The organism is Bradyrhizobium sp. 153 (assembly GCF_023073835.1).
Classification (GTDB): Bacteria; Pseudomonadota; Alphaproteobacteria; order Rhizobiales; family Xanthobacteraceae; genus Bradyrhizobium.
Genome location: NZ_JADPKH010000033.1, coordinates 12304 through 35728 on the forward strand (window position 1 = coordinate 12304; position 23425 = coordinate 35728).

The window sequence follows — 23425 nt, forward strand, 5'->3', positions numbered from 1 at the left end:
CCGCCATCGCGTCCGCCGATCGCCGCGACGGATACGAGAACACTTCGAGAACATCAAGACCGAAGTCAATTTTGCAAATTGCAACGTACCGCGCGCTCTGCAAACTGCCCGATGCCGACTTCTACGGGCGCTTTAAAGGCCAATGCGCACGAAGACAGCAGCATGTACAGCAAGGAGGAGCCGCCGCAGCATATCGGTACGCGCTCGCTCCGGGGTGACGGCGGCTTGACTTCATCTCGCGTACCTCGGAAGCCGGAGCGGTCGGGATCGAATGCAAAAACGTGCAGCATTGGATGTACCCGCACGTCGATGAGATCAAAGAAACGCTCCGCAAGTGTACCGCGCTGAATGCGGCCCCGGTATTGATCGCAAGGCGCATCCCATTCGTCACGTTCAATGTACTCGGGAAGTGCGGCCTTGTGATTCACCAGACGTACGATCAGCTCTTGCCAATTGCGGACACGGCGCTCGCGGAGAAAGTACGCGACAAGATGCTTTTGGGCTATCACGACGTACGGCTCGGAATGAGCCGGATGCCCGCCTCCTCAAGTTCACTACAAAAAACCTGCCTCAAGTGGTCGCCGAGGCACGTTCAAAATTCGAGGACAATATCGGCTTCTCGATCGCTACGCCTTTGGCGACACCGGATACGAGGAGTTAGGGGGTCGAGTGCTGCGCCGTTACTGCGGAGAGGATGAGCGCGGGCCGCCACCCTCGGAGTAAAAGGAGAGGTTCAAGTTTTCCGGGGGCAACCCATTGCCCCGGTATGGACAGCGCGCCTCCCGCATCGTGGGGGTTAAGGTCCGCACGGTCCTGCTCAAGGTCGCTGGCGCTCGTTATTGGGGAGAAAAAATTCGCCGCGCGCTCCCGCACGCGGCGATCACCGGAGAAGCGAGCGATTAGAGCTTGTGAGGAGCGAGGGTCTCCAGCAGGCGTTTGTGCACGACATCTGACGTGCGCTTGGCGGAATTCACGACTTGGTCCATGCAATGCGTGAGCAAGTGCGTTCCATACGTAATGCTGCCCACGAGGCTGTAGATGGAGCCGATCGGCTTGCCTGAGGGGAACAACAACTGGCCACTCTCGAAGTCGACCAGCCCGCCGCCATCGGGGTGGGGCGTGAGCCAGCCCTTTGTGAGCAAGTACCCAAACAGCGGGTAACGCGCCTTGGTGAGGTCGGTGCCCACGCCTGAACAGTTGATCACGCAATCGAACTGGCCGTGGACCCGCGCATCTTCCTGGAGCCAAGAAAGGTGGAACTTGCCGTCGGAGTACCGTACCTCTCTCTCGAAATTACCATGGATGGAGAGGGAGCCATCGTGAAGCGCCTCCAGAATTTTCTTCGCTGGTTTTGAAGCAGAGCCATAGCTCACGTTCACATGATCTTGACGGTACTTCCGCATGTACAATGCGCGCTCCTCCGGCGGAAGGTGGTGCCAGATGAGGGGAGTCACGGTGTCGAGGGCCTTTAACACGGAGAACCAATTGCTATTCTCACCGCAGGTGGCAAGGCCGTGCGCGATCGCCTGCTCGGCGGACAACCGAGACTTCTCAAATGCTGTCTTTAGTTCCGCGCAGTCAACGCGGGCCGCCTTGTATTCCAGATGGATAAGGCTGACGACGTCGCGGACTGTCAGGTGACCATGCTCGGTCGCCAAGCTCTTGATGCGCTCGGCGGTGAGCGCCTCAGGTTCATAACGGCTGTAGTGCGGGCGAGGATACTGCACGCGTCCGCTGCGGGAGAGTGCGTGGATATTTTTAACGCCCTGTTCTCTGAGAATGTTGATGGTATCGACAGCGGTAGGACCGAGGCCGAGGATCGCGACGATCGCCGATGCGGGAGTCGACTTGATGGCGTCGAGATCCCACGGGTTGCCCAAGTAGCCTGGCAAGCCCGTAAGCTCTTTGTACGAATCCGGCGGCAGGTGCCCAAGAGCCAGCACCACCGTGTGAGCAAAGAGTCGGTCACCCGAGTTCAGTGTGATCGAGTGGCCGTTGCCCAGCGGGTCGATTGCGGCCGCTTCGCCCTGGATGCGATCGACGCGGATGCCACGTTTTTCAGCGAGTCTGATGTGCGTGTTGAGATCTCGCGAAAAGGCTTCGCCTACCTCGGCACGGCTCATGAACTCGCCATCCAGCGAGAAAATTTTTCCCTGGACGCCGAGAAGTTCGACCAACTTGTTCGGATCAGCAGGATCGTAACCGACCGAGCCGATTCGCATGTTCGTGAGCGCGAACGGCCGCTGGTTCGAAGCCCAGGCAATGCCGCGTCCCTGTTCAGAGACCGGCCGCGCATCCAGCAGGATGAAGCCGACTGAACAGGCGATATCGTCTTCAATCGCTTTCTTCACCGCTTGACGGAGGTAAGCGGCGCCGCCAGCGCCGACACCGCAGATGATCGTCCAATGCCGTGGCTCGTGGCTGTTGAGCTGATCGGCATCGTCGAGGTACGTGGAACGTGAAGTGGAAGTAACCAGCATGTGTCGTCTCCTCTGGCACAAGGCCAGTGTTGTGATTGAGACGGCACGTAAGGGGGCCGAGGTTGTTTCCCCGGTCCCCGCCTTCTTGATTGATCACTGGAAGAGGTCCTTACGGAGGCCTTTCAATCTGCGTGAACGGATTTCGACGAGTGGAAGTCGCCGGCAGTCACCTGCGGCTACACCATTCCATGACTTCGTTGGGTGTTCAAGGCGCCCTTTGCGCAATGCTCAGGGGGCATACTGCCGAATTGGCTATTCTCGAAAAAAGAAAACCGCCGGGGTCTTCCACACCCCGGCGGCCTTTGCTTTGCACCGTTCACGCAAATGAGACGACGCAAGCTAACTAGGAAAACACCAAAACTCTGACTAAGCCTTCAACAAATATGTCAGCATAGCTGACATAAGTCAACTGGGCGAATTCGTAGATTCTGAGCGGGCGCAAGCTTGAGCGAGCGGGGAAATTCCACGCTGACGCGCTCGAGGTCGCAGAGGTTACGTGCAGAACGAAGCATCAGACAGCCCGTCTGTTTTCGGCTAGGCATCAAGCGCGCGGGGCGATCGATGTCGGAAGGGCGCCGAACGATACGGACGCTCACTGGGAACGCCTTACATGTGGTTAGCAAACTGCCGTGAGAATCGGATGTCAAGGGCCCGTCCCTATTTTGTCTCGCCCCCGCAGAACGAGAATCAATGAGAGGTTGAACACTCGGGATTCCCCGCATCCACCCAAAGCACAATATGTTTATGTGCCTACCACACGATATTGATTCGTGAAAGGCCGGGCGCGAGAGGCTGGCGGCACCCCACTATTCAACTGGTCCTCGGCCTGGGCTAGCCCGACAGTCCGTCCGACGTCGGTGGAGCGCAGGATGACAATGCAGCGCGCAGGTAAAGTCGTCGGACGTACTTTGCAAACTGACGGATGATGGCATAAAAGATTCCGGACATAGCAAGCCGAAAGGTCGCCGAAGCTTCACGGATTTTGTAATCGTGCACGAACTGTTGCACTGTTCAGTACCCAATCATGGCAAACTGCGGAAGAGCCGCATGTTGGCGCACCTGGGTGACCACGAACGGCTGGCGGAACGGCTGCGGCACGTGGCCAGCCGACGCTGAGTAGGTTGGGACGCGCTCTCTCCTCACACGCTCCGGACGCATAAAAGACGCGCGAGTTGAACACTCACCGGCCGGCGATCAAACACGGCCCAAATCGCTGTTCAAATGCTGTGCGTCTCGTTAGACAATCTTGCTTTGTCTTATCCTTTTGTTGGACCGGAGATCATGCTTCCGCCGCGACCTGCATGCGCTTGCCGTCAGCGCAGCGGCAGTCACGATAGCCGCCCTTGCGGCCAGCGCGAGAGCAGCGCAAACCGTTCTTGACGGCCGCGAGCAGGCCGGCATGCTTGACCGTTCGGGGCTTCGTTTTCTGCTTTGATATTCCTGTTACGCGCCGGAGGACCACCTTCCCGTGTTGTCGCACCGCGTGAGCATTGCGCTTCGTGGGCGGCCACTATCAATATCATTAGTCTTGTACTTCGTGTCGGAGATGCCGCGACGGCGGAAGCGTAATCGCGCTAAAGGGCGTGGATGAGGATCCATCGATCATGAGCTTCAGATAGATGTGGTAGTTGGGCAGCTGCAACAGATCAATCTCTTCAAACTTCTCATGGAATTCGCGGACTAGGTACTGTGCGTCTTCCGCGCCAACACGGAAGGAAATGATCGAACCGGCATTTCCAAAGATCGCGTGACGGACCTCCGGTATCAATTGATGCAAATATTGGTGCGCGACTGTAAAGCCAACCCGATACTTACGGAGCTCCGAGAACATGTTTGCCATCGCGAGCGTCGTAAAGTTCTGGAATTCGTCAACGTAGACGTAGAAATCTCTCCGTTCATGCTCTGGCAATTCCGCTCGGCTGAAGGCAGCCAGTCCAAGCGTTGTGACAAGCAAGCCGCCCAGAAGCGAAGAGCTATCTTCGCCGATTTGTCCCTTAGCTAGGTTCACGAGCAATACTCCGCCCTCGTCCATGATCTGCCGGATGTGGAGGTCGCGCTCAGGCGCGGTGAGTAACCGGTTGAGGAGTGGGTCCGAAAGAAAGGCCCCAACTTTGTTTTGAATAGGGGCTGTACCGTCTGCCCGGTAGCCGAATGAAAAACGATCGAACTCTTTCAATAAGAACGTGCGGACGGTCTCATTCTTTAACTTTCGCGCAATCTCCATACGGAACTTCTGGTCAGACAAAATGCGCAGGACGTCGTGCATGGTCGCGTGCGGCTGCTCCAGGAGGGCCATAAGCACGTTCCGCAAGATGTGCTCCATGCGCACGCCCCATGCGTCCGGCCACATCTTCTTGAAGACCTCGATGAAGCCGGAAGCGGCAAGAGCGATCCGATCTTCTCGAACATGGCGTAGGGGATTGTACCCGTACGGCTGCGTTGGATCACAGGCATTCAAATAGATAACGTCCGACTTGCGTGTCTCCGACACTTGAGCCGCGACACGCTCTACCAGATCGCCATGGGGGTCGATAAGCGCAAGCCCGCGTCCGTCTTCAATGTCCTGGAGCGCCATCGTCTCGATCAAGGTCGACTTGCCGGTACCTGTCTTACCGATGATGTAGATGTGCGAAAACCGATCCTCATCCTTGATCCCAAAGGTGTAGTCAACGTTGCGATGGTCGGCGCGAGCAAAGCGCGTAAGTCCTAGCGGCATACGCTCCATACTCGCGCCTCAGACATATCCTCCGAGAGGGTGTGTCAGGTATTTCGATGTCACGTTCGCTCAGTGACGAAGTGGCACGATCTCTCGCCTCCACTCGTTTCGACTTAGCCGCGACAATCACCTCAGAGTTTTGATCTTTATACGTTCCGCCCCGCGATCCGGGACCTGCATGCATGTCCGGGTCTCGGTGGCGAGGCGGAGGCATCGCGACGAGCGTCCATACGGTCGATTGGGTATTTATTCTAATCCGGCTCAGTGACGGACGCTCGGCCTCCTCCTCGCGATCGAGTCCCCGAATGGGTCGGGTGCTCGTAGCGAGGAGGACACGATGTCCAACATTGCTCTTTCCCAAAAAGCTCAGAAACTGATGAGGCTTTGCGATCTTAGCGGCTTCGATAGAGTCGACGATCTTCTGTTAGCGATGGTCCTTAAGGATACTTCGTGTCCGGCCATCTGTACGACGGAGGGATGTGACCACACAGCAGATATGGAGCCAGACCAGGATCAAGGCTTCTGCGAGGTGTGTGGCGGCAACACCCTCTTATCGGTCCTCGTGCTCGCCGACCTGATCTAGGAGGCCGACGATGCTGGTTCGAACGTACTACCACTGCGCAGAATGCGGTCGCGAGTGGACGGATATCTGGTCCGCACAGTGTGACGATGATTGTCCGCACTGCGGGGCCCGGCATGTGTCCCCGTACAAAAAGCGAACACCCGGAGGAGCGCGATCATGAATAAGATCGCACTTCTCAACGACGCGTTCCGGAACACGTTTCGCGGCGGCAAGGTCATGATGACAATCGGCGTTGCGGAACTAGCGGACTGCGTGAAGGCCGAGGCACTTCGTCAGGTAGCGGATTTCTCGGAATTTACGCCGGAGAACGACCCGCACGGCGAGCACGACTTCGGAAGCTTCGATCTGGTCGGTCGCAAGTTCTTTTGGAAGATCGACTACTACGACAAGGATATGCGCCACGGCTCCGAAGATCCCGGCAATCCCGAGCGGACACTACGCGTGCTCACGCTCATGCTCGCGACCGAGTACTGAATAAAGCAAGAAGTGACCGCCCCCCATCTAGACGCAGCGGATGGACGCTCCAGCAGGAGGAGTACCGTTGTGGGGACCTTCGGAAGGCCTGACGGACAGCGTGATGCTGTCATGCGCCCGAACAGAGCGGATGTACCTTGGATGTTCTTTTTGTCCACACCCTCGCTTCAATGCGGGGGTGCTTTTTACGGCTCCAAGTTCAATATCGCCCTTGCGGCGCACTCCCTCCGCGAGGACGGGTTTGCGCTCATCCAGCCGCATGAGGTTCGGGCAGCGCGAGTTGACTCGCGTAATGAGAGCGAATCGCGCACATTGCAACAACATGAAGGAATGATTGGTAGGACGATTTGATGACAGGAAGTGGCGAGATAAGAGAGCGATGCTTCGTCGCCAGCCCCTCCCGTTCGGGAGAGTTGCTGGCGTGCCTTTCTGACGCGATAGCCGCGGCCCACGCGAAAGACTCTCCGTTCGAGTATCAACTCTGGACGGAAAATGACATTGCTGGCCGTGAACTGGTTGCGCCTATTCTGCAGAACATCACCAGTTCGCCTTTGCTCGTGGCTGACATAACGTTTTTGAACCTGAATGTGACCTACGAGGTCGGATATGCCATCGGGCAATCAAAGCGCGCACTGCTGATTCGAAATACAGGCCTAAAGGGAGACATTGATCTTTCTAACGAAATCGGAATTTTTGACACGCTCGGTCGCCACGAATATCGGACTGCTGAAGATCTTGCGAACTACTTAGCTCTGCCTCTCGACACGCGTGCCACGAGTGTTGACTATCGGCTCGATACGGTAAAGCGGCTCTTCTTTCTAGATATTCCAGGCTCTTCAGAAGCTATTCGACAGATGGTGTCGGCCATAAAGCGTGAGTTCCGGCTTTATCGGAGCTTTTCGGATGAAGAATCGATTCGGCTGTCGGCAGCTTTCGCTATCGAAAGTGTTGCTGCGTCAAGCGGCGTGATTGTACCATTCTTGTCTGACCAGTATGTTGGTTCAGAGATTCACAATTATCGCGCGATGTTCGTGGCCGGGTTGGCGCACGGATTGGAGCGTCCCGTGCTCATTCTCAAACAGTCCAAAGTTTTCGCGCCGTTGGATATCAGGGATGAGACCTCGGACTATGAGAACCCGAATGACATTGACAGACTGATTGGCAAATTTCGCATCGAGGTAGAAAGTTCGTTCGAGAGACTAAATTCGCGGGCGCCAGTCGAGCCGGGAGTCTTGCAAAAACTCTCCATCGGAGATCCGGCCGCGGAGAACGAATTCACAACGCTCAAGTCCTATTTCATTCCGACCGATGCGTTCGGAAGAACCCTGCAGGGGCAAGTGGATTTGGTTACCGGCCGAAAGGGGTCCGGGAAGACTGCACTGTTCTTCCAAGTGCGTGACAGACTTCGCTCCAATAAAGACAACATCGTTGTCGATCTTAAGCCGGAGGGTTATCAGCTTACGCAGCTCAAAGATCTCGTTCTCCGGTTCTTAAAGGCCGGATCTCAGGCTTACTTGATCACTTCATTCTGGCACTACGTAATTCTATTAGAGATCGTGCATCGGATAGTTGAGACCGATAAAACACGTCACAAGTTTGATCACCGGATCACGTCAAAATATCAGGAGCTAGTCGCGATCTATCGAGCATCCGACCTTGATGTAGGCGGAGACTTCTCTCAGCGGCTGCTTGTACTGACCCGCAGCATTGCAGAGCGCTTCACGGATGCCCAGATCGAGTTGGATGAAACTCTCACAAGTGGACATATCACGCAGATCGTTTACACGCATGATATACGCAAGCTTGAAGGCGTCCTGTCTGAATATCTAAAGCACAAGGATGAAGTGTGGGTACTGTTTGACAATCTAGACAAAGGTTGGTCAACAGGTGGCGTGGCCTCGGAGGATATTACAATCCTTCGCTGTCTTGTTGATGCCGCCAAGAAGTTAAAGCGAGAACTGGTACAGAAAGGAGCGAACTTCCGGGCAGTGGTATTCATTCGGAATGACGTCTACGAATTGCTCATTGCTGGCACAGCCGACTATGGCAAAGATATGCAAGTCAATTTGGACTGGACAGATCGGAGGCAGCTTGTCGAGCTGCTGCGTCGCCGGTTGGAGTTCGGAGACAACAATTTCAAGGGTAAACCGATCACGGAGATCTGGGCGCGAATTTTTGAACAGTCGGGCAGCGCTCAGATAGAATCCTTCCTAGACTGTTGCCTTCTGCGTCCAAGGAATTTGATTCAACTCTTTCAGCACTGCAAAGGCTTTGCGGTAAACGTCGGCCATGAGCAAATCAGCGCAGAAGACGTGGTGAACGCGCTTGACGCCTACTCGCGAGACCTTGTTACTGAGATCAACAGAGAGATAAGTGACGTGTTTCCCAAGGCAAACAAGTTGCTCTACGAATTTGCTGGCGAGCCGTCAGAGGTCTCTCACGAAGATCTGATGGTTCTTGCAGAAATACGACAGCTCGATTCCTCGGCAGGCGACCAACTGGTTGACTTGCTCTTGTACTATGGATTCCTCGGCCTGCCGAATGCCGATGGCAACGGGGGCGGAAGGGTGACCTACATCTACGATACTCATTACGACATGGAGATCTTGAAGGCGTTGGCGAGGAAGCGAGGTCGGACACCAGTTTACCGCATCCACCCTGCATTTTGGCCTGCACTGCGCATCCAGGGAAAAGATGCAACTAAACAGCCTCAGCTAATCTGAAGATCGAGTTGCTGCGCCCGGCTCCGTTGCCGCTTTTCGACGCTTTTCTCCCGGCAGTTCTTTTGGACGGAAGCGCCAAGACTACAATTTCTCTACAGGGCAGTCCTCCAAAACGTGGGTCGATGCATGCCGCTCCATAATCGTAGATCCGCTTATGACTCTAGAATCTTTTTAACCTCCAACTTCGGAGGTTTTTCTTTTTAGTAATCTGGTGCTCGTGCAAACCGTTGCCAACCGATTTATGATCGGAGGTCTATCCGCACCTTCAGAAATCTTGCCAATCGTATGGAGGAGGCAGTCGGCGACCTGCACTGCAGAACTGCCGTCTTGCCGATTATTCCGTCGACGAGGTCGAGTCTTGCGAGACGCCTGCGACTGGTTGGCTCTTCTCTAGTTCCTGCAAAACGTTGGTGAGTACTTGCTGCTTCTGCTCGTCAAGGTCTGGCTCAGCTTTCTCAAGGCCTGCGCGCTTTTCATCCTCGCGTTTTTGCGCTTCCTTCTCCCAATACGTCCGCAGTCCGTCGAATCGTTCTTGGTGGTGCTCAGGGACTCTGTTGAACGCGGGATCAGGGTTCCCCACGATGTAAGGTGTAAAGCAGTATGTTGCGTTTTTCTTTTATGAACTCTTGGCAGAATGCGAGCACGTCGTCGGTGTTGAGTGGATCTCTCTTATTGAGTGCGTCTTTGTTCGTCTGGTCGAGAATTTCTATAACATGTCGCCGTGAACGACCTTGGCACGATATGGAGTGTCCGAAAACCGGCATTCATCCAAAGATGTCTCGCCCCGTACGATCTGCGTAATTACTGGAAAGAATTTGCTGAACCAAAGTATGTCTAAGTCCACGTGTATCGTTCGGGTAGCTCCGCTTTCGCGCTCAATCCTAGAAGTCCTTGTGTGGTTCTGCATCGCATTTACAAACATTTTTGCTTGCTCAAGCACACCTTTGCTTTCGAGCCAGAAATGACGCGCACGTCCTATAGTCAACCAACCTCTCGAAGCCTCAATAAGCCACTCGGGGACCTGATCCACTTCTTGGAAGAAATTACGCTGTATGCAGGCAAGCGAAGGAGCATTGTCTTCGGCAACGCTTGCTAAAAGACAAATCCCGCCCAAGTACGGCTCGTAGTTGACGACCTGAAGATATCTCCTGACCAATTCCGGCTCATTGCAAAGGTTTCCCTGTCCACCATCAGTCGCTGGCGTTCAGGCGATGCAGAACCTCATCTGATGATGCGTGGATACATTGGCGAGTCCCTGGCGAAATATATTCGCGAAGAAGGGGCATGATGTGCCTGAGAGAAACAAATCCCCAGTGAACAACTGTTCACTGGGGATCAATTCTTTTATCGCATGTTGCAGAGCGTGTCTTGGCGAGCACTGATAACGCAATTCGGCTTTACCCATGTTGATGAGTTCGACGCAGTGATTCTTCAGGGGGTTGAACAAGGCCGGTTCGACGCCGTCGCGCTCAAGGCAGCTGCTGAAGAACGAGAGCGGGAGTTCAAGCTATCTGATAAGGGTAGATCATTTAACCGTGCGTGAGATGCCTATCACGACTCATTAGACAATAATGTTGATGCTGTTCTTGATGGCATGGAAGTTGCGATTCCTAAATGCGCACAGGCGATCACGCCTATGAATTTGTCGAGCGCGATTGATTTTTTGAAGGAAATGGGTCGACGCGAGAATGCCGCTAAGCTCATACAGCAATACATAGATGGACGCGAGGAAGCGCCTGAATTCTGAGATCTGAGCAACCATTCATTCAGGCATGACATGAAAGACCCCGATCTCATCAAGGCATTCAAACAAACGTTCGATGCCGCTGCGGAACGGCCTGATCCTGATGCCGTCCTGGAGCGTCTCCGGTCAGAAGGGTTGGAATCCCGAGGACGCCGAATTTCTCTCTAATGTAGTCTGAGCGTCGATGGCTTCGGCGAGCAATTTATGGAGCTCTCATGTTTCGAGACATTGGCAATGCGGACGAAAAGATGAAAGCAGTAACAAAGACTGCGGAAGAAGCCCTGCGCAGGATCAGAAACGAATCTCCGATTAACGCTCGCCGCGTTAAAAGCTACGGTATTTCCGTTGGTACCGACGAGGCCGGCGAGCCACAGAGAGCGGCAACTGAATATTCAACCACTCGAACGCCACCTCCAATGCAAACGCCGCCATATGGCGGCGCTTTGCGGTATCCTTCATCACCTTTGCCGTATCGCTCTTTCTAATAATGTTGCATGGTTGCCCACGGGTTGCCCAAAAGGTGATGAAATGTGACTAACGCTGATCGCTTCTGAGTACGACGGTGTGTCGGAAAATGCTTGATCTTCCTGCTAAGAAACGCTCGCTCGCCGCAAGCAACTTTGCTCCCCGGGTAGGACTCGAACCTACGAGGGCGAACCATTTTCAAGGTGGGGCAGAAGACGATATCAATTTCATCCTTACGAAGCTATCACGGCGGGCTGTTCTTGGATGAGATTTGTAGGGCTCTGTGCTTCGCCAGGGCGGATAAGAGCGCTCTATCATCCGCCGAGCACGGGAGGGCACGGGAACATTGCGCATAGAGGGAGCGAGCCGCATCGCGACTGAGCTCCTTTTCGCTTATCGCTGATGCCCGAGGCCTATCCCTATGGTCCGCGCCTTCTGTCTTAGTGAGCCTTCCGATCGTTTCATCAGCTTCGATAGTTTGGGAACAGGGGTTCTCGCTTTTGAGTGCGCTCTCAGCAATTTAACGTCGGATGAGGTGTATTCTCTCCGACCGATCTTCTTTGCTGTTTTCTTGGCCATCTACAGTCTCCAGTGATTCAGGTGTCTTTGATAGCAGGATCGGGCTGATCAGCAAGCGAACGGATGCGAACGTTATTGACCGAGAAAGCATCAATAAATGCGAACGGGATATGTGCCGCTGTGGCATAGTCGCGCGTCTATAAAGCGTAATTGGCTTGGATACGATACCGGCATGCAACCAACCGGTCATAAGGTCTCGTCCGAAAGTCTCGAAGACCTTCGTCGCATCTACAAGGAATTATCGGGAGATGAACTCGCTACAGAAGAGGCGACAGAAATGGCGCATCGTCTCCTCGCGCTCTATCGATTAATTTCGCGGCCTTTACCTGGCGAGAAACCGCCTCCTTCGCCGGACTCTCCGGCTCAAAGCGCGCCCGAAGAAGTTTGATATTGTGTGAGATGCGCTGGCCATCTTCGGTTTGCAGCTCGCGCCATACTTCTTGTGACCATGCAGCACATTTACCATTCAAAGTTCTAACGTCCTCGTCGACTCCCAGCAAAGTTGCCGAGCTGGCACAATTACACGTCACCCATGGGAAGCACTTAAGTCACAAGCTGGCGCGAATTCTCGCTGCAGCGGCTCGAGCGTGATTGAGTTCGACAATGCGCTTGGTGTGGTAAGGTTTGCAGATGGTCAAGTTCGCGAAAAAACACCCGCTCTTTTGTATCGCCGCAACATCATGGGCGATTACCTGCGTCTATGTCTTTGCGCTCATTCTGTTCTTTCGCGTCATCTACGCTGATGGTCTTTATTGGTTTGACACTGATCCTCCGCGCGCGATTCCAGTTTGGTTCTATATTCCCCAGCATATCCTCTTTTATTCGCCGCTCCTTATAGCCGCAGTTCTACCATTTATATTGAAATGTCGTTCCTTCAAGCATAAGGAGTAGAAATAACAATCCATGGGAGGTAAACGTCATGCGCATTGTCATAGCGACTGGCATGCTTGCTCCACTTGTGGTGCTGATGCAATCTGTTGAGGTGAAGGCACAGGGCATGTGTTATGCACCTGCAACAGGCACGGTTCAGGCCTGTGGGACAGCAGCTGGCTATTTTCGACCGCAGCCGTACACTCTCAACCGCCATTTTATCCCGATGCGTACGCCACCAGGATCGTACTACGCACCGATCGGACCGACCGGAGCGAACTGGCAACAATTCAGCGTACGGAATGGTTATGGTCGCGTAGAGCCGAATCCGTATAGTCGAGGTGGACTGCTAGGAGGTCCACGTACAATCAACCATCTTTATCAGACGCGAATAAGGGGAAGATACTAATTACTCGGTTTGGCAAACTTACATCTCATTTACTTGCGGTCCAAATGGCTTCGGCCTCGCCCCGTAAGGCGCAAAGAGTGAAAGCCGTCAAAGCAGGTCTTTGGCGGCTTTTCGCATAGTCTCGAACATTTCCTTATCGATCCGGACACGCGGTCTCACCCGAAACACCTCGAAGAGTTTCGTCGAGTATATAAGGAAGTCTACGGGGAAGAGATCACGGAAGGAGAGGCCTCGGAAATGTCGCATCATCTCCTCGCGCTCTATAAGCTCCTTTCGCGGCCTTTGACCGGCGAGATCGAGAACCCTCCTCCACCATCACCTCCGGCTCAAAGCGCTGCCGAACAAGCCTGATGTTGTGTAAGATGCGCTGGCCATCTTCGGTTTGCAGCTCGCGCCATACTTCTTGTGACCACGCGGCACATTTACCTTTCAAAGTTCGATCGTCCTCGTCGACCCTCAGCAGAGTTGCTGAGTTGGCACATTTACCGTCCAAAGTTCTAACGTCGTCGTCGACTCCCAGCAGTGTGTGTAAGTTCGATGTTTTGTGAACCGACGTGAACGGTTTTTTGGCTTCTAGCCTAAGTATTTTTCGTGTGAGGATCGGGTTCGAACCGACTGTTTCAAGAATGAGCCGTTTTGACTGGTCGTCCCCCGCTAAGAACCAATCCGCGGCTCTATTGCTGAACGAAATCAATTCGGATACGGGTTCGAACGTATTGCCTCCGTGATCTTTCGAAGCAATCTGTTCCCGGAGCGCGATGCACTCTTTCTGAAGTGCGGCTCGCTGCTGGAGATACTCTTGATCGATCAGTAAATTCCGGATGCGGAGGCCAGTCAGCTCCGCGAGCTGTTCTTCAACGCTTCTGATCGAGTTCTCTAGCGACCGCCGTCGTACCTCATGCTCCTCCAGCAACTTCGTAGCGTCGTGCGTCATCTCCTTACGAATCCACGCCTCGATCGCGGGATCGATCGCCAGTGACCGAATGAACCGACCCACCTGCTCTTCAAGGGTTCGCGCTTCTACGGAAGGCTCAACGCATCGAGGACCCAGGCGTCGCTTTGTGCAGTGGTAATAGATATAGTGGCGCCCGGATGGCTTGTGTTTATGCTCTGCCGTGACAGCTAAGCCACAGGAGCCACACCGGATCATGCCTGTAAACGCAAACGCATGTCTTTGCGGTCGAGGCCGACCTGGTCGTTGCAATAGCGCACGTATGCGCCCGAGCTCGTCAATCGTGATGACCGGTTCGTGCTTGCCGGGATACGTCTGTCCACCCCAGACTATGAGGCCGGCGTAGAATGGGTTGGTCAAAATGCGGTAGATTGAGCTGAGTGCGAGCGGCGTACCACCTGTCCGCTTCTTCTTCGGCGTTCGAAAGTGCCAGTCGTCGCGTGCTATAACCGCAATCTGCCTCGCCGTGTACGAGCCCGTGAGCATCAACTCAAACATTGATCGGATCAAAGGAAAGTGTGTCGGGTCTTTGACGATCGTCTTCGTGTTGGGATCGTTGAGGTATCCAAGAGGCGCCTGGTTGGGTCGCCAGCCCTTATCAATTTTCGTTCTGTTGCCTCGCTTTACGTTGTCCGAGAGTGCGTCGGAATAATACTTGGATTGGCCGAACATGATCTGGAGCATGAACTTACCCTGCGAGTTGTTCTCGAAGGTGTACGTTGCAAATTTGAGATCCCGGATCACTCCGCAATCGAGCATGTAGATGAGGCGCCCGCCATCGATCGAATTTCGCGCAAGACGATCCGGCGCCCACGCGATAATCCCGTGAGCCGCCCCCTTCTCTATCCCAGCGAGCATCTCACCGAATTGTGGGCGACCAGGCGCTTTTGCGCTGAACGACTCTTCGTAAACTCCAACGACCTCGATGTCCGACCTGTCGCCGAATGTTCGCTTCAACGTCGTCAATTGGGATTCAATTGAAGCGACCTGCCGATCTTCAGCTTCCGATGATTTTCTGCAATAGATGAAATACCGCATAAGTGACTTAGACTCGCGATTCTATGATTGGAATCGATTTCGCGCGAATCGAATATCAACAGATCGTGCCAAGTTGTCGTGAATATGCGAGAGGGTACGATATGCCGCATCGGCACGAATTCCCCGCCTACGAAGATTCGCTACGTCGATGAGCGCCGAGAGTCGCGACTCGACTCGGATACGCATCGATTGGAGTCCATCGGCGGGGCTTAATTTCCCCCTGGCATCACCACATAGTGTGCATGGCCCACTGGCAGACATCTATCACGCGACAACCACCGAAGACTAAGGTTGAGCTACGCCAGATGCTGACCGAGGCGGTCCGGAACACGCAACCCAGCGCGCACCAGGGCGTCAAGCCTGCACCGAGGGCTAAAAAGATCGTGGCTCGAGGCCGCCGACGTCGATTAATCCTGCCGGGCCACTGCACCTATCCACCGGCCAAGTTTACCCGAGATAGGATCAATTCCATTCGCGACAGCGTCAATTCGTAAAGGTTCAGTTTATGCGAAAACTTCCCAAGCCCACGGAACAAGAGATCAGCGAGGGACCTCAAACGGTATCGTTTCAGATTGCGAATGGGAACGCACGGCAGGGCTGCATTCTGCAAACCAAATTCCCAACGAAACTTCAGGCGCAGAAGTACCTTCTCACAAATTGGCTGACCATCGAAAAGATGGCTCGCGACGCTCTGGCGGCGGGAACCCTTGAAGGTGGCAAGATCAAACTCGCGCTGATCTAAACAGCTTATTCAACATAAACCTCAGCGTTTCTGCGTTTGCGGGGAGCAGCCATGCTGAATGATCGAGAGAATATCCAAAACGCGCTCCGCGAGAAGCCGCTCAAACTCTACGAGGTCATGAAACGCGCCAACATCGTGAATGACGAAGTGGGCCAATCTCTTCTATTGAAAATGAGAGACGAAGGCTTGGTGAAATTCGATATTCACAAGGGGCGATGGCTCATCGGATGATCCGCGAATTGATAGGAGCAACTTGTGCTGCTTCTACAGCGGTCTCTACCCTTGCGCTCCTCCTTTAAAGGTGAAGCAATAACATTCACGGCAGCTGCCGACCAGCCTGAGCGACTAACGGCGGCGACCTGGAAAAGGAATTATGATGAAAGCACCCGTTTTCGCAATTGACGAGCCAGAGCCGAAGAAACCGGTACGAGCCGATCGACCTCCTACCGATGGGTTCGCGACGATCATCGACGGCCATTTCAAGTCGGAGTTTGACACTGTCGACGCCGCTGAAGCATCAGGTCGAAAACTAAAGCCGGTTTATCCGATGCTTCAGATCGAGATCTATGACGCCGCCATGAAGGTCCGTACTTTGTTGAGCTAGCGAGCCTGACTATCGCATCGCCAATGGTAGCAGTTCGCTCGGCCGGATCCACGCCGAATATTTCTGGATTCAGTCCGGATTATCACGCTATTTCTGAGAACTGGCGTCCTTTCTGGTGTTGCCCCACGTTGCCCCCTGAGAGCGGTCAGCTTCATACGACTAGGGTCGGCGGGATAGAAAGGCCGGCATCGCTGCCGGACCTTTCTTTAACTTTTTGAGCGCTAAGCGGTTGGACTTAGAAGTCCATGCCGCCCATGCTGCCGCCCGGAGGCATCGCCGGACCGGCGCCGCCCTTCTTGGGCAGCTCGGCGACCATGGCTTCGGTGGTGATCAGCAGCGCCGCGACCGAGGCTGCGTTCTGGATCGCCACGCGAACCACCTTGGTCGGATCGATGATGCCCTTGGAGATCAGGTTGCCGTACTCGCCGGTCTGCGAGTCGAAACCGTAGGCGTACTGATCCTTTTCCAGAATCTTGCCGACGATGACCGAGCCGTCCTCGCCTGCGTTGATCGCGATCTGGCGGGCCGGGTAGGACAACGCTTTGCGCACAATCTCGACGCCGGTCTTCTGGTCGTCGTTCTTGGTGCGAATACCCTTGAGGTGCTCGGCGGCACGCAGCAGCGCGACGCCGCCGCCCGGGACGATGCCTTCCTCGACCGCGGCGCGGGTCGCATGCATCGCGTCATCCACGCGATCCTTGCGCTCCTTCACCTCGACCTCGGTCGCGCCGCCGACGCGGATCACCGCGACGCCGCCGGCGAGCTTGGCCAGACGCTCCTGGAGCTTCTCACGGTCGTAGTCCGAGGTGGTCTCCTCGATCTGCGCCTTGATCTGGGATACGCGCGCCTCGATGTCGGCCTTCTTGCCGGCGCCGCTCACGATCGTGGTGTTCTCCTTGTCGATCATCACCTTCTTGGCGCGACCGAGCATGTTGAGCGTGACGTTCTCCATTTTGATACCGAGATCTTCCGAGATCGCCTGCCCACCGGTCAGCACTGCGATGTCCTGCAGCATGGCCTTGCGGCGATCACCGAAGCCCGGCGCCTTGACGGCCGCGACCTTCAGCCCACCGCGCAGACGGTTCACCACCAGCGTGGCCAAGGCCTCGCCTTCGACGTCCTCGGCGATAATCACGAGGGGCTTGCCGCTCTGCACCACGGCTTCCAACAAGGGAAGCAATTCATTCAATTGAGATAGCTTCTTCTCGTTGATGAGAACGTAGGCATCTTCCATTTCAACGCGCATCTTGTCGGCGTTGGTGACGAAGTAGGGCGAGATGTAGCCGCGGTCGAACTGCATGCCCTCGACCACTTCGAGTTCGGTCACGAGCGACTTGGCTTCCTCCGCCGTGATGACGCCTTCGTTACCGACCTTCTTCATGGCGTCGGCGAGGAACTTGCCGATCTCCGCGTCACCGTTGGCCGAGATGGTTCCGACCTGGGCGATCTCGTCGTTCGAGGTGACCTTCTTGGAGTTCTTGACGAGGTCGGCGACCACGGCCTCGACCGCGAGGTCGATACCACGTTTGAGGTCCATCGGGTTCATGCCGGCGGCAACCGACTTGGCGCCTTCACGGACGATCGCAGCCGCGAGCACGGTTGCGGTGGTGGTGCCGTCGCCGGCCGCATCGGCGGACTTGGAGGCGACTTCGCGCACCATCTGCGCGCCCATGTTCTCGAACTTGTCCTCGAGCTCGATCTCCTTGGCGACGGTGACGCCGTCCTTGGTGATGCGGGGAGCGCCGAACGACTTGTCGAGCACGACGTTGCGGCCCTTCGGGCCGAGCGTGACCTTCACCGCATTGTGGAGAATGTCGACACCGCGCAACATGCGGTCGCGGGCGTCGACGCCGAATTTGACTTCTTTTGCTGACATGATGATCTCCGTTTTCAACTAGTCACACCCTCAGGGCCCCATGAATAAGCGGCTTTTGAGGGATGAGATTCGAATTGCGGGGCCTTATCCTTCGAGAACCCGGCGACGCAGAATCCCCAGGATAAGGAAAACTGGCTGGCGCTTACGCGGCCTTCTTCTTGGCGGCGGGCAGATTGGTGAGAACGCCCATGATATCGCCTTCCTTCATGATCAGCAGTTCCTGACTATCGAGCTTGACCTCGGTGCCGGACCACTTGCCGAACAGCACGCGGTCGCCGACCTTCAGGTCGATCGGGATCAGCTTGCCGGCTTCGTCGCGGCCACCGGGGCCGACAGCGACGATTTCGCCCTGCGAGGGCTTGTCCTTGACAGTGTCCGGAATGATGATGCCGCCAGCGGTTTTGTCTTCGGCGTCGATGCGCTTGATCACGACGCGGTCGTGAAGCGGACGGAATTTCATGCGTTCCTCCTCGGCTTTGTGATTATTTCTGGATTGGCAGTCGGATTGGGCGAGTGCTAACCGCTCTTCACATAAGCCTGCGACACGGGGGCGCAAGGGCTTCGGTCGAGGATTTAGACTTTAACTTGGTACCGATGTCGTTTCCGTTGGCTCTCGTCGACATAAGGCTGGCGGCGGACCTCGTGAAGCACGGTTCGGAGGGAAAGTGCGAACCTGCTGTACGAGCGGAGGTGATGGTCGCAAAAGGTCGAACAATTAGATCTGTTGCCGCCGGAGCCCCAGCGTCAAGGACCAGCTGACCGCGTGGACGCGCGAGTGTGCTGAACAAGATCGCGGGGGAGCTTTCGATCGGCTTACTGAGGATTTGCGACGTTCTCGTTTACGCACAGCACGTCTGCTGTGCGTGTGCCTCAACGGCTTTCTTGAGCGTTTCAACGTTGGTCTCGAGTTTCGTGAATCGTCCGTTCGCGTAGTACGCCAGCACGACCAGCGTCCCCAAGGCCGCGAGAAACTAATCCCAATTGATGTTGATAGTAAGCATTGGCGCAACCTAAAGCCTTTGCAGAACGCGTTCCAGGCGGGAGAAATTGCCAGATAGGGTGAGGGTCAGGCCAAGCGAAATTGGCCTTTTGCACGACGAGTAGACCGACAGCTCGTGTCCACTGCGCAGTCCATACTTGACTTCAAACTGCACAGGCATGGACCAGGACGCAAGCCGACGTCGCCACGTGCTCACTCGCAAGTCGACCAGTAGGCAATGAGCGGTCTAGAGATCGCGAGGCGGGGACCTGCCCGGAAGCTCGCCAAAGATGCCGGGCAATTCCCGTCAGTCCAAACACGGCGCTGCGGAACCACACATCATTTCCTGTCGCAGAAACTTTCGTTTTATTTTCGTTCGAGGCCGCATCATCGCGCACAAGCGAAGGCACGCAGGAACTCGCGCTAATTAGTTTGCCCGAAATCTCAAGAAAGTTTGCCGGCGGATGGAGCAAGCTGCCGTACGGTGTTACCCATGCGCATTTCGCAATTGTCTCGTTCCACTGCATTTCTATCTATGCGAGGACGGGGAGCAGAACAGTCGGCTAGCGCTTACTAGTAGATAGGAGTTTGGTCGTTGAGAACGAAGCCGTGTGCAGGCCGTTGAATCACGTTATACGAACACAAGCCGGACTCGAGCGTCGTAAGGGTCATCTGCAGTGACGAGCGCTGCCGGGATCGGTAACCGCCTTTTGGCAGCACTGCCGTCAGGAGACTTCGCTCTGCTCGCGCCGGATCTGGAGAGGGTCGCACTCGATCAGGACGCGCTGCTGTCGCGAATGGGGGACCAGGTCGAGCATGTCGTCTTCCCTCACAGCGGCGTCATCTCTCTCATGATCGACATGGCGGGTGGGCAGACCGTTGGTAGTGCTGTAGTCGGATGCGAGGGCGCCCTAGGCACACTTTCCGTGCTGGGCTCGTCGCCCTCCGCCATCACGGCCGTCGTTCGCGCGGCAGGCACCGCCTCGCGGATTTCCGTCTCGCGGTTTCACGCCGCTTTTAGCCGGAGCCCCGCAATCCGACGTGCGGTCCAGAGCCACATCACGGCGATGCTGGTGCAGCTTCAGCTCGGCGGAGCCTGCAACGCACTGCATCCGGTGGAAGCCCGGATGGCACGCTGGTTGCTAAGTTTTCGCGACCGTATCGACACCGATGTCCTGCCGCTGACTCAGGAAGCGCTATCGGAGATACTCGGCGTGCGACGAACAACGGTGACGCTCCTAATGCGTAATCTGCGTGCGTCAGGAGCGATTCGGTCGGATCGGCGAGGCCACATCGAGATCGACCCAATTCGACTCGCAGCAGCGGCGTGTGAATGCCACGGTACGATACGTCTCGAAGTCGAGAAGATTTTTTCGACGGTTACCGCCCCATCAGGCAACCCTGGCCTTGTTAGATCACGAACGCTCGACCAGCGGTGAGTCGGGCCCTGCCGCGCGACGGCAGCGCGCAGCCCGGCGCAGACGGACGGAAACGATTCCACTGCTCCGCCGATGCTGTGTACATCGGTGTGGTGGGGCGGATAAGCCGAACTGCTTAGCGGATCCGTCGGCGAGTCGAGCGTAGCGAAACACTTGAGCGCAGTCCGCGGCATCCTAGTCTCTTGCGCCGACTACCGGTGCGCCCGGCGAGGCACCGAGTGCCGATCCCGGCGAGAAGGAAGACCCAGCGCCGGCCACATAGGTTCTGCACAGACCCACGGAACACGTGGACAAGCCCGTGCCCAGCGATCCGTAATCCCTGCCACTTGCTAACCGCCGGGAACGAGCGAGGGGGAAGGATTCGTCCCGGCAGGAGCGATCTATATGCTGATGACGAAGGAAAGACGGCCGGCGATCTGGACCCTAGGCGGCTGCGCGATTTCCGCGCTGCAGGACGCTGGCGCCATCCGCGAGTGCGAGGAGCATGGATGGAAGCGGGACCGTGCCGACCCGCACGCCCGTGACCGAGCCCTGATATCGCGAGACAAGATCCGCCGCCCGGCCTGTCTCCCGATCAAGCCGCGGCTGAGATTGGGGACGTGTTGGATCGGCGACACTTGCCCGGAATGTCTTCCGCAAGACCACTGAGTCCCGCGCAGCGTTCCGAATTAGACCCTGCTCAACAAGTTCGAGCGTGTTCTTGATCGCCGGGGCGAGTCTCCAGTGATCAACGCTGGACGGTCGCCGCAATTTCTCGAATATCATCCGATGAGCCATCGCCCTTTGTGAATATCGAACTTCACCAACCCTTCGTCTCGCATCTTCAACAGGAGGGATTGGCAAGTTTCTTCATTCACGATGTTGGCGCGTCTCATGACTTCGTAGACTTTGAGTGGTTTTTCGCGGAGCGCGTTCAGGATATTTTCGCGATCGTTCAGCATGACTAGAATCCTACCGTCAAAAAGCGCGCCAGATCACTGAGAATACGAAAGCTGATCTTCCGTAACGACTCGCTCGATCTTCTCCGATTTGCACTTGATGCGGTATCTAATACGTCCATCTGCCTCGATGGGCATATGTTGAACGATGGTGTAAATCATTGGACGCTCAGTAGCAGCACGTCCTTGTGGCCCTTGTGGCTGGTGGCGAACGTCTTCATTCAGCTTGTAGGCGTATGACATGGATCTATCTCTAAACCTACAGCTGCTCTAACGCGGGCCGTACTGTGATGCAATGCAATACATCCTGTTGCCGTTCCGCTTCTGAGCCCTTCACGGACATCCGGGTAGCGCCGACGGATGCCGCTTTCTGGAAGCATGACTCTTCTATTTCGAAACCAGATGAGAGCCGCTCCGCCGTTCACGTTGCACCGATCATTTACTGATCCGCGGTTCTCATTTGGCCATTTGCAATCTCTGCTTTTACAACAAAATATCGTTCATTCCATGGCGTTCATCAGACTGGCGATGTTGATCGTCGCGAAGTTTGAGAATGTATCCGAGACGGCGTAGGGGAAAATGATCTTGTCGTGATGTCGCAACGCGCCGCATGTGTACACGACGTTTGGGACATATCCCTCACGTTCGGGCGGGTCGGGTCGAAGCAAGGGTTCATGCAGGCGCGCAAGTACTTTCGAGGGATCGTTCTTATCCAGCAACGCTGCCCCGATCGAATATTTCCGAACCGGCCCGACACCGTGGGTTAGCAGCAGCCATCCCGCATCCAGTTCGATGGGCGATCCGCAATTGCCGATCTGCACGAACTCCCACGGGAATTCGGGTTTCAGAAGCGCGTGGCCGCCATCGTCCCATGTATAGAGGTCGTCGGAATAGATGAGATAGAGATTTTCATTGTCTTGCCGGGCGATCATGGCATACCGGCCGCCGATCCTCTGCGGGAAGAGCGCCATGCCCTTGTTGCGAGCGGCGCTGCCCTTCAGAGTGGACAGCCTGAACGACACGAAATCGGACGTCTCAATTAGCTCCGACCTGATCGCCCTACCGCTATAGGCGGTGTAGGTCGCGTAGTAGATCTGTCGTTCGCCATCGTTGAACTGCACGAAGCGTGCATCCTCAATGCCATTCGACTGAGATGCGGTAATGGGAAAGATGACCCGTTCGCTGATATCTTCGCCGCTTTGGAAAGCAACCTCGACATCGTATCCGGCGGGCCCCTGCGTCTGCACGAGAATGGTAGGGCTCGAGGCCAGGCGCGTCGTTGGATCGACGCTGACCGCGCCGTCTGCCGCGATCATTCCGGACCGAAAGGTCAGCGACGAGATGTGGCCTTCGCCGACGGCACGAAGGCTCAGGATGAAGCGTAACGCACCGGGAGGAGCGCCGGACTGATCGGGATGCGCTACGATACTCGGGTTGAACAAGGCAGACGCTTCGAACGAATACTCGTTGAGAAAATAGGCACCGACCAATTGACGTTGCGTTTGCGTGAACGAGGCGTGGACGACCAACGCATCTTCCATTTCGTCGGCGCGTGCCTCGAAGGCCCGCAGCAAATTGCGGTGCCGGCCGAGGAAATTCTCAAGAACATCTTCGAGTTGGCGGGCTGCCGCATCGGCGCCGAGTGCCAGAACCCGATCGACGATGTGGTTCGCACGGGTCTTGTCCGTCGGGTTGAGATCGCGCGGCTCGGTCGCCGGCTTGAAAGGGCGCACGATGACCCGTGTCGGATCGGGCCGCAAATAAAGCGCCTGACGGTTCAGGAATGGAGATTGCGACAAAGCATCCTCGGATTG

General features: G+C 55.8%; 16 protein-coding genes and 1 pseudogene. 8 read left to right on the forward strand and 9 right to left on the reverse strand.

The features are described 5' to 3' along the window. Positions 1-65: 65 nt before the first annotated feature. The 3 genes from IVA91_RS09355 to IVA91_RS09365 all read right to left on the reverse strand — a co-directional run bounded on the left by IVA91_RS09355 (position 66) and on the right by IVA91_RS09365 (position 5205). Positions 66-509 carry a hypothetical protein gene (locus IVA91_RS09355; protein WP_247458567.1) on the reverse strand — a complete coding sequence of 148 codons (444 nt, stop codon included), beginning with the start codon at positions 507-509 and terminating at the stop codon, positions 66-68. A 390-nt stretch (positions 510-899) separates the two neighbouring features. Next, positions 900-2480, reverse strand: a complete 1581-nt coding sequence (locus IVA91_RS09360; protein ID WP_247458568.1) for an FAD/NAD(P)-binding protein — start codon at positions 2478-2480, stop codon at positions 900-902. 1522 nt (positions 2481-4002) lie between these two features. Continuing rightward, positions 4003-5205, reverse strand: a complete 1203-nt coding sequence (locus IVA91_RS09365) for a type IV secretion system DNA-binding domain-containing protein (protein WP_247458570.1) — start codon at positions 5203-5205, stop codon at positions 4003-4005. A gap of 328 nt (positions 5206-5533) precedes the next feature. On the opposite strand from IVA91_RS09365, the gene IVA91_RS09370 reads away from it, so the two are divergent. The 3 genes from IVA91_RS09370 (at position 5534) to IVA91_RS09380 (ending at position 8976) form a co-directional block, all read left to right on the forward strand. Continuing rightward, complete coding sequence (locus tag IVA91_RS09370; protein ID WP_247458572.1) at positions 5534-5779, forward strand: hypothetical protein; 246 nt, start codon at positions 5534-5536, stop codon at positions 5777-5779. A gap of 156 nt (positions 5780-5935) precedes the next feature. Beyond that, positions 5936-6253, forward strand: coding sequence for a DUF3768 domain-containing protein (locus IVA91_RS09375; RefSeq protein ID WP_247458574.1), 318 nt, complete (start codon positions 5936-5938; stop codon positions 6251-6253). 350 nt (positions 6254-6603) lie between these two features. Next, complete coding sequence (locus IVA91_RS09380) at positions 6604-8976, forward strand: hypothetical protein (RefSeq protein WP_247458576.1); 2373 nt, start codon at positions 6604-6606, stop codon at positions 8974-8976. 2602 nt (positions 8977-11578) lie between these two features. Here IVA91_RS09380 and IVA91_RS09385 read toward each other — a convergent pair. Both IVA91_RS09385 and IVA91_RS09390 read right to left on the reverse strand, forming a co-directional pair. After that, the gene (locus IVA91_RS09385) at positions 11579-11764 is read right to left on the reverse strand and encodes a hypothetical protein (RefSeq protein WP_247458578.1); all 186 of its coding nucleotides are present in this window, start codon (positions 11762-11764) and stop codon (positions 11579-11581) included. A 1493-nt stretch (positions 11765-13257) separates the two neighbouring features. Further along, on the reverse strand, positions 13258-15033 hold the full coding sequence (locus IVA91_RS09390) for a recombinase family protein (RefSeq protein ID WP_247458580.1): 1776 nt from the start codon (positions 15031-15033) through the stop codon (positions 13258-13260). A 505-nt stretch (positions 15034-15538) separates the two neighbouring features. Here IVA91_RS09390 and IVA91_RS09395 point away from each other — a divergent pair. The 3 genes from IVA91_RS09395 (at position 15539) to IVA91_RS09405 (ending at position 16379) form a co-directional block, all read left to right on the forward strand. Next, the gene (locus IVA91_RS09395) at positions 15539-15775 is read left to right on the forward strand and encodes a hypothetical protein (protein ID WP_247458582.1); all 237 of its coding nucleotides are present in this window, start codon (positions 15539-15541) and stop codon (positions 15773-15775) included. A gap of 51 nt (positions 15776-15826) precedes the next feature. Next, entirely contained in the window at positions 15827-16006 is a 180-nt protein-coding gene (locus IVA91_RS09400; RefSeq protein ID WP_247458584.1) for a hypothetical protein, read from the forward strand. Between the two features lie 142 nt (positions 16007-16148). After that, positions 16149-16379, forward strand: coding sequence for a hypothetical protein (locus IVA91_RS09405; RefSeq protein WP_247458586.1), 231 nt, complete (start codon positions 16149-16151; stop codon positions 16377-16379). Between the two features lie 235 nt (positions 16380-16614). Here IVA91_RS09405 and groL read toward each other — a convergent pair whose 3' ends face one another. Further along, positions 16615-18255 (reverse strand): chaperonin GroEL, encoded by a 1641-nt coding sequence (gene groL / locus IVA91_RS09410; RefSeq protein ID WP_247458587.1) that lies wholly within the window; start codon positions 18253-18255, stop codon positions 16615-16617. A 142-nt stretch (positions 18256-18397) separates the two neighbouring features. Further along, entirely contained in the window at positions 18398-18715 is a 318-nt protein-coding gene (locus IVA91_RS09415; RefSeq protein ID WP_247458589.1) for a co-chaperone GroES, read from the reverse strand. Between the two features lie 1196 nt (positions 18716-19911). On the opposite strand from IVA91_RS09415, the gene IVA91_RS09420 reads away from it, so the two are divergent. Continuing rightward, positions 19912-20673: a Crp/Fnr family transcriptional regulator gene (locus IVA91_RS09420; RefSeq protein ID WP_247458591.1), complete on the forward strand. Its 762-nt coding sequence runs from the start codon at positions 19912-19914 to the stop codon at positions 20671-20673. 384 nt (positions 20674-21057) lie between these two features. Beyond that, positions 21058-21321: pseudogene (locus tag IVA91_RS09425) on the forward strand (hypothetical protein). 113 nt (positions 21322-21434) lie between these two features. Here IVA91_RS09425 and IVA91_RS09430 read toward each other — a convergent pair. After that, a complete protein-coding gene (locus IVA91_RS09430; protein ID WP_195790443.1) occupies positions 21435-21614 on the reverse strand; it encodes a hypothetical protein in 180 nt (59 codons plus the stop codon). Positions 21615-22111: 497 nt separating this feature from the next. Next, entirely contained in the window at positions 22112-23410 is a 1299-nt protein-coding gene (locus IVA91_RS09435; RefSeq protein ID WP_247458593.1) for a glycoside hydrolase family 130 protein, read from the reverse strand. Positions 23411-23425: the final 15 nt, after the last annotated feature.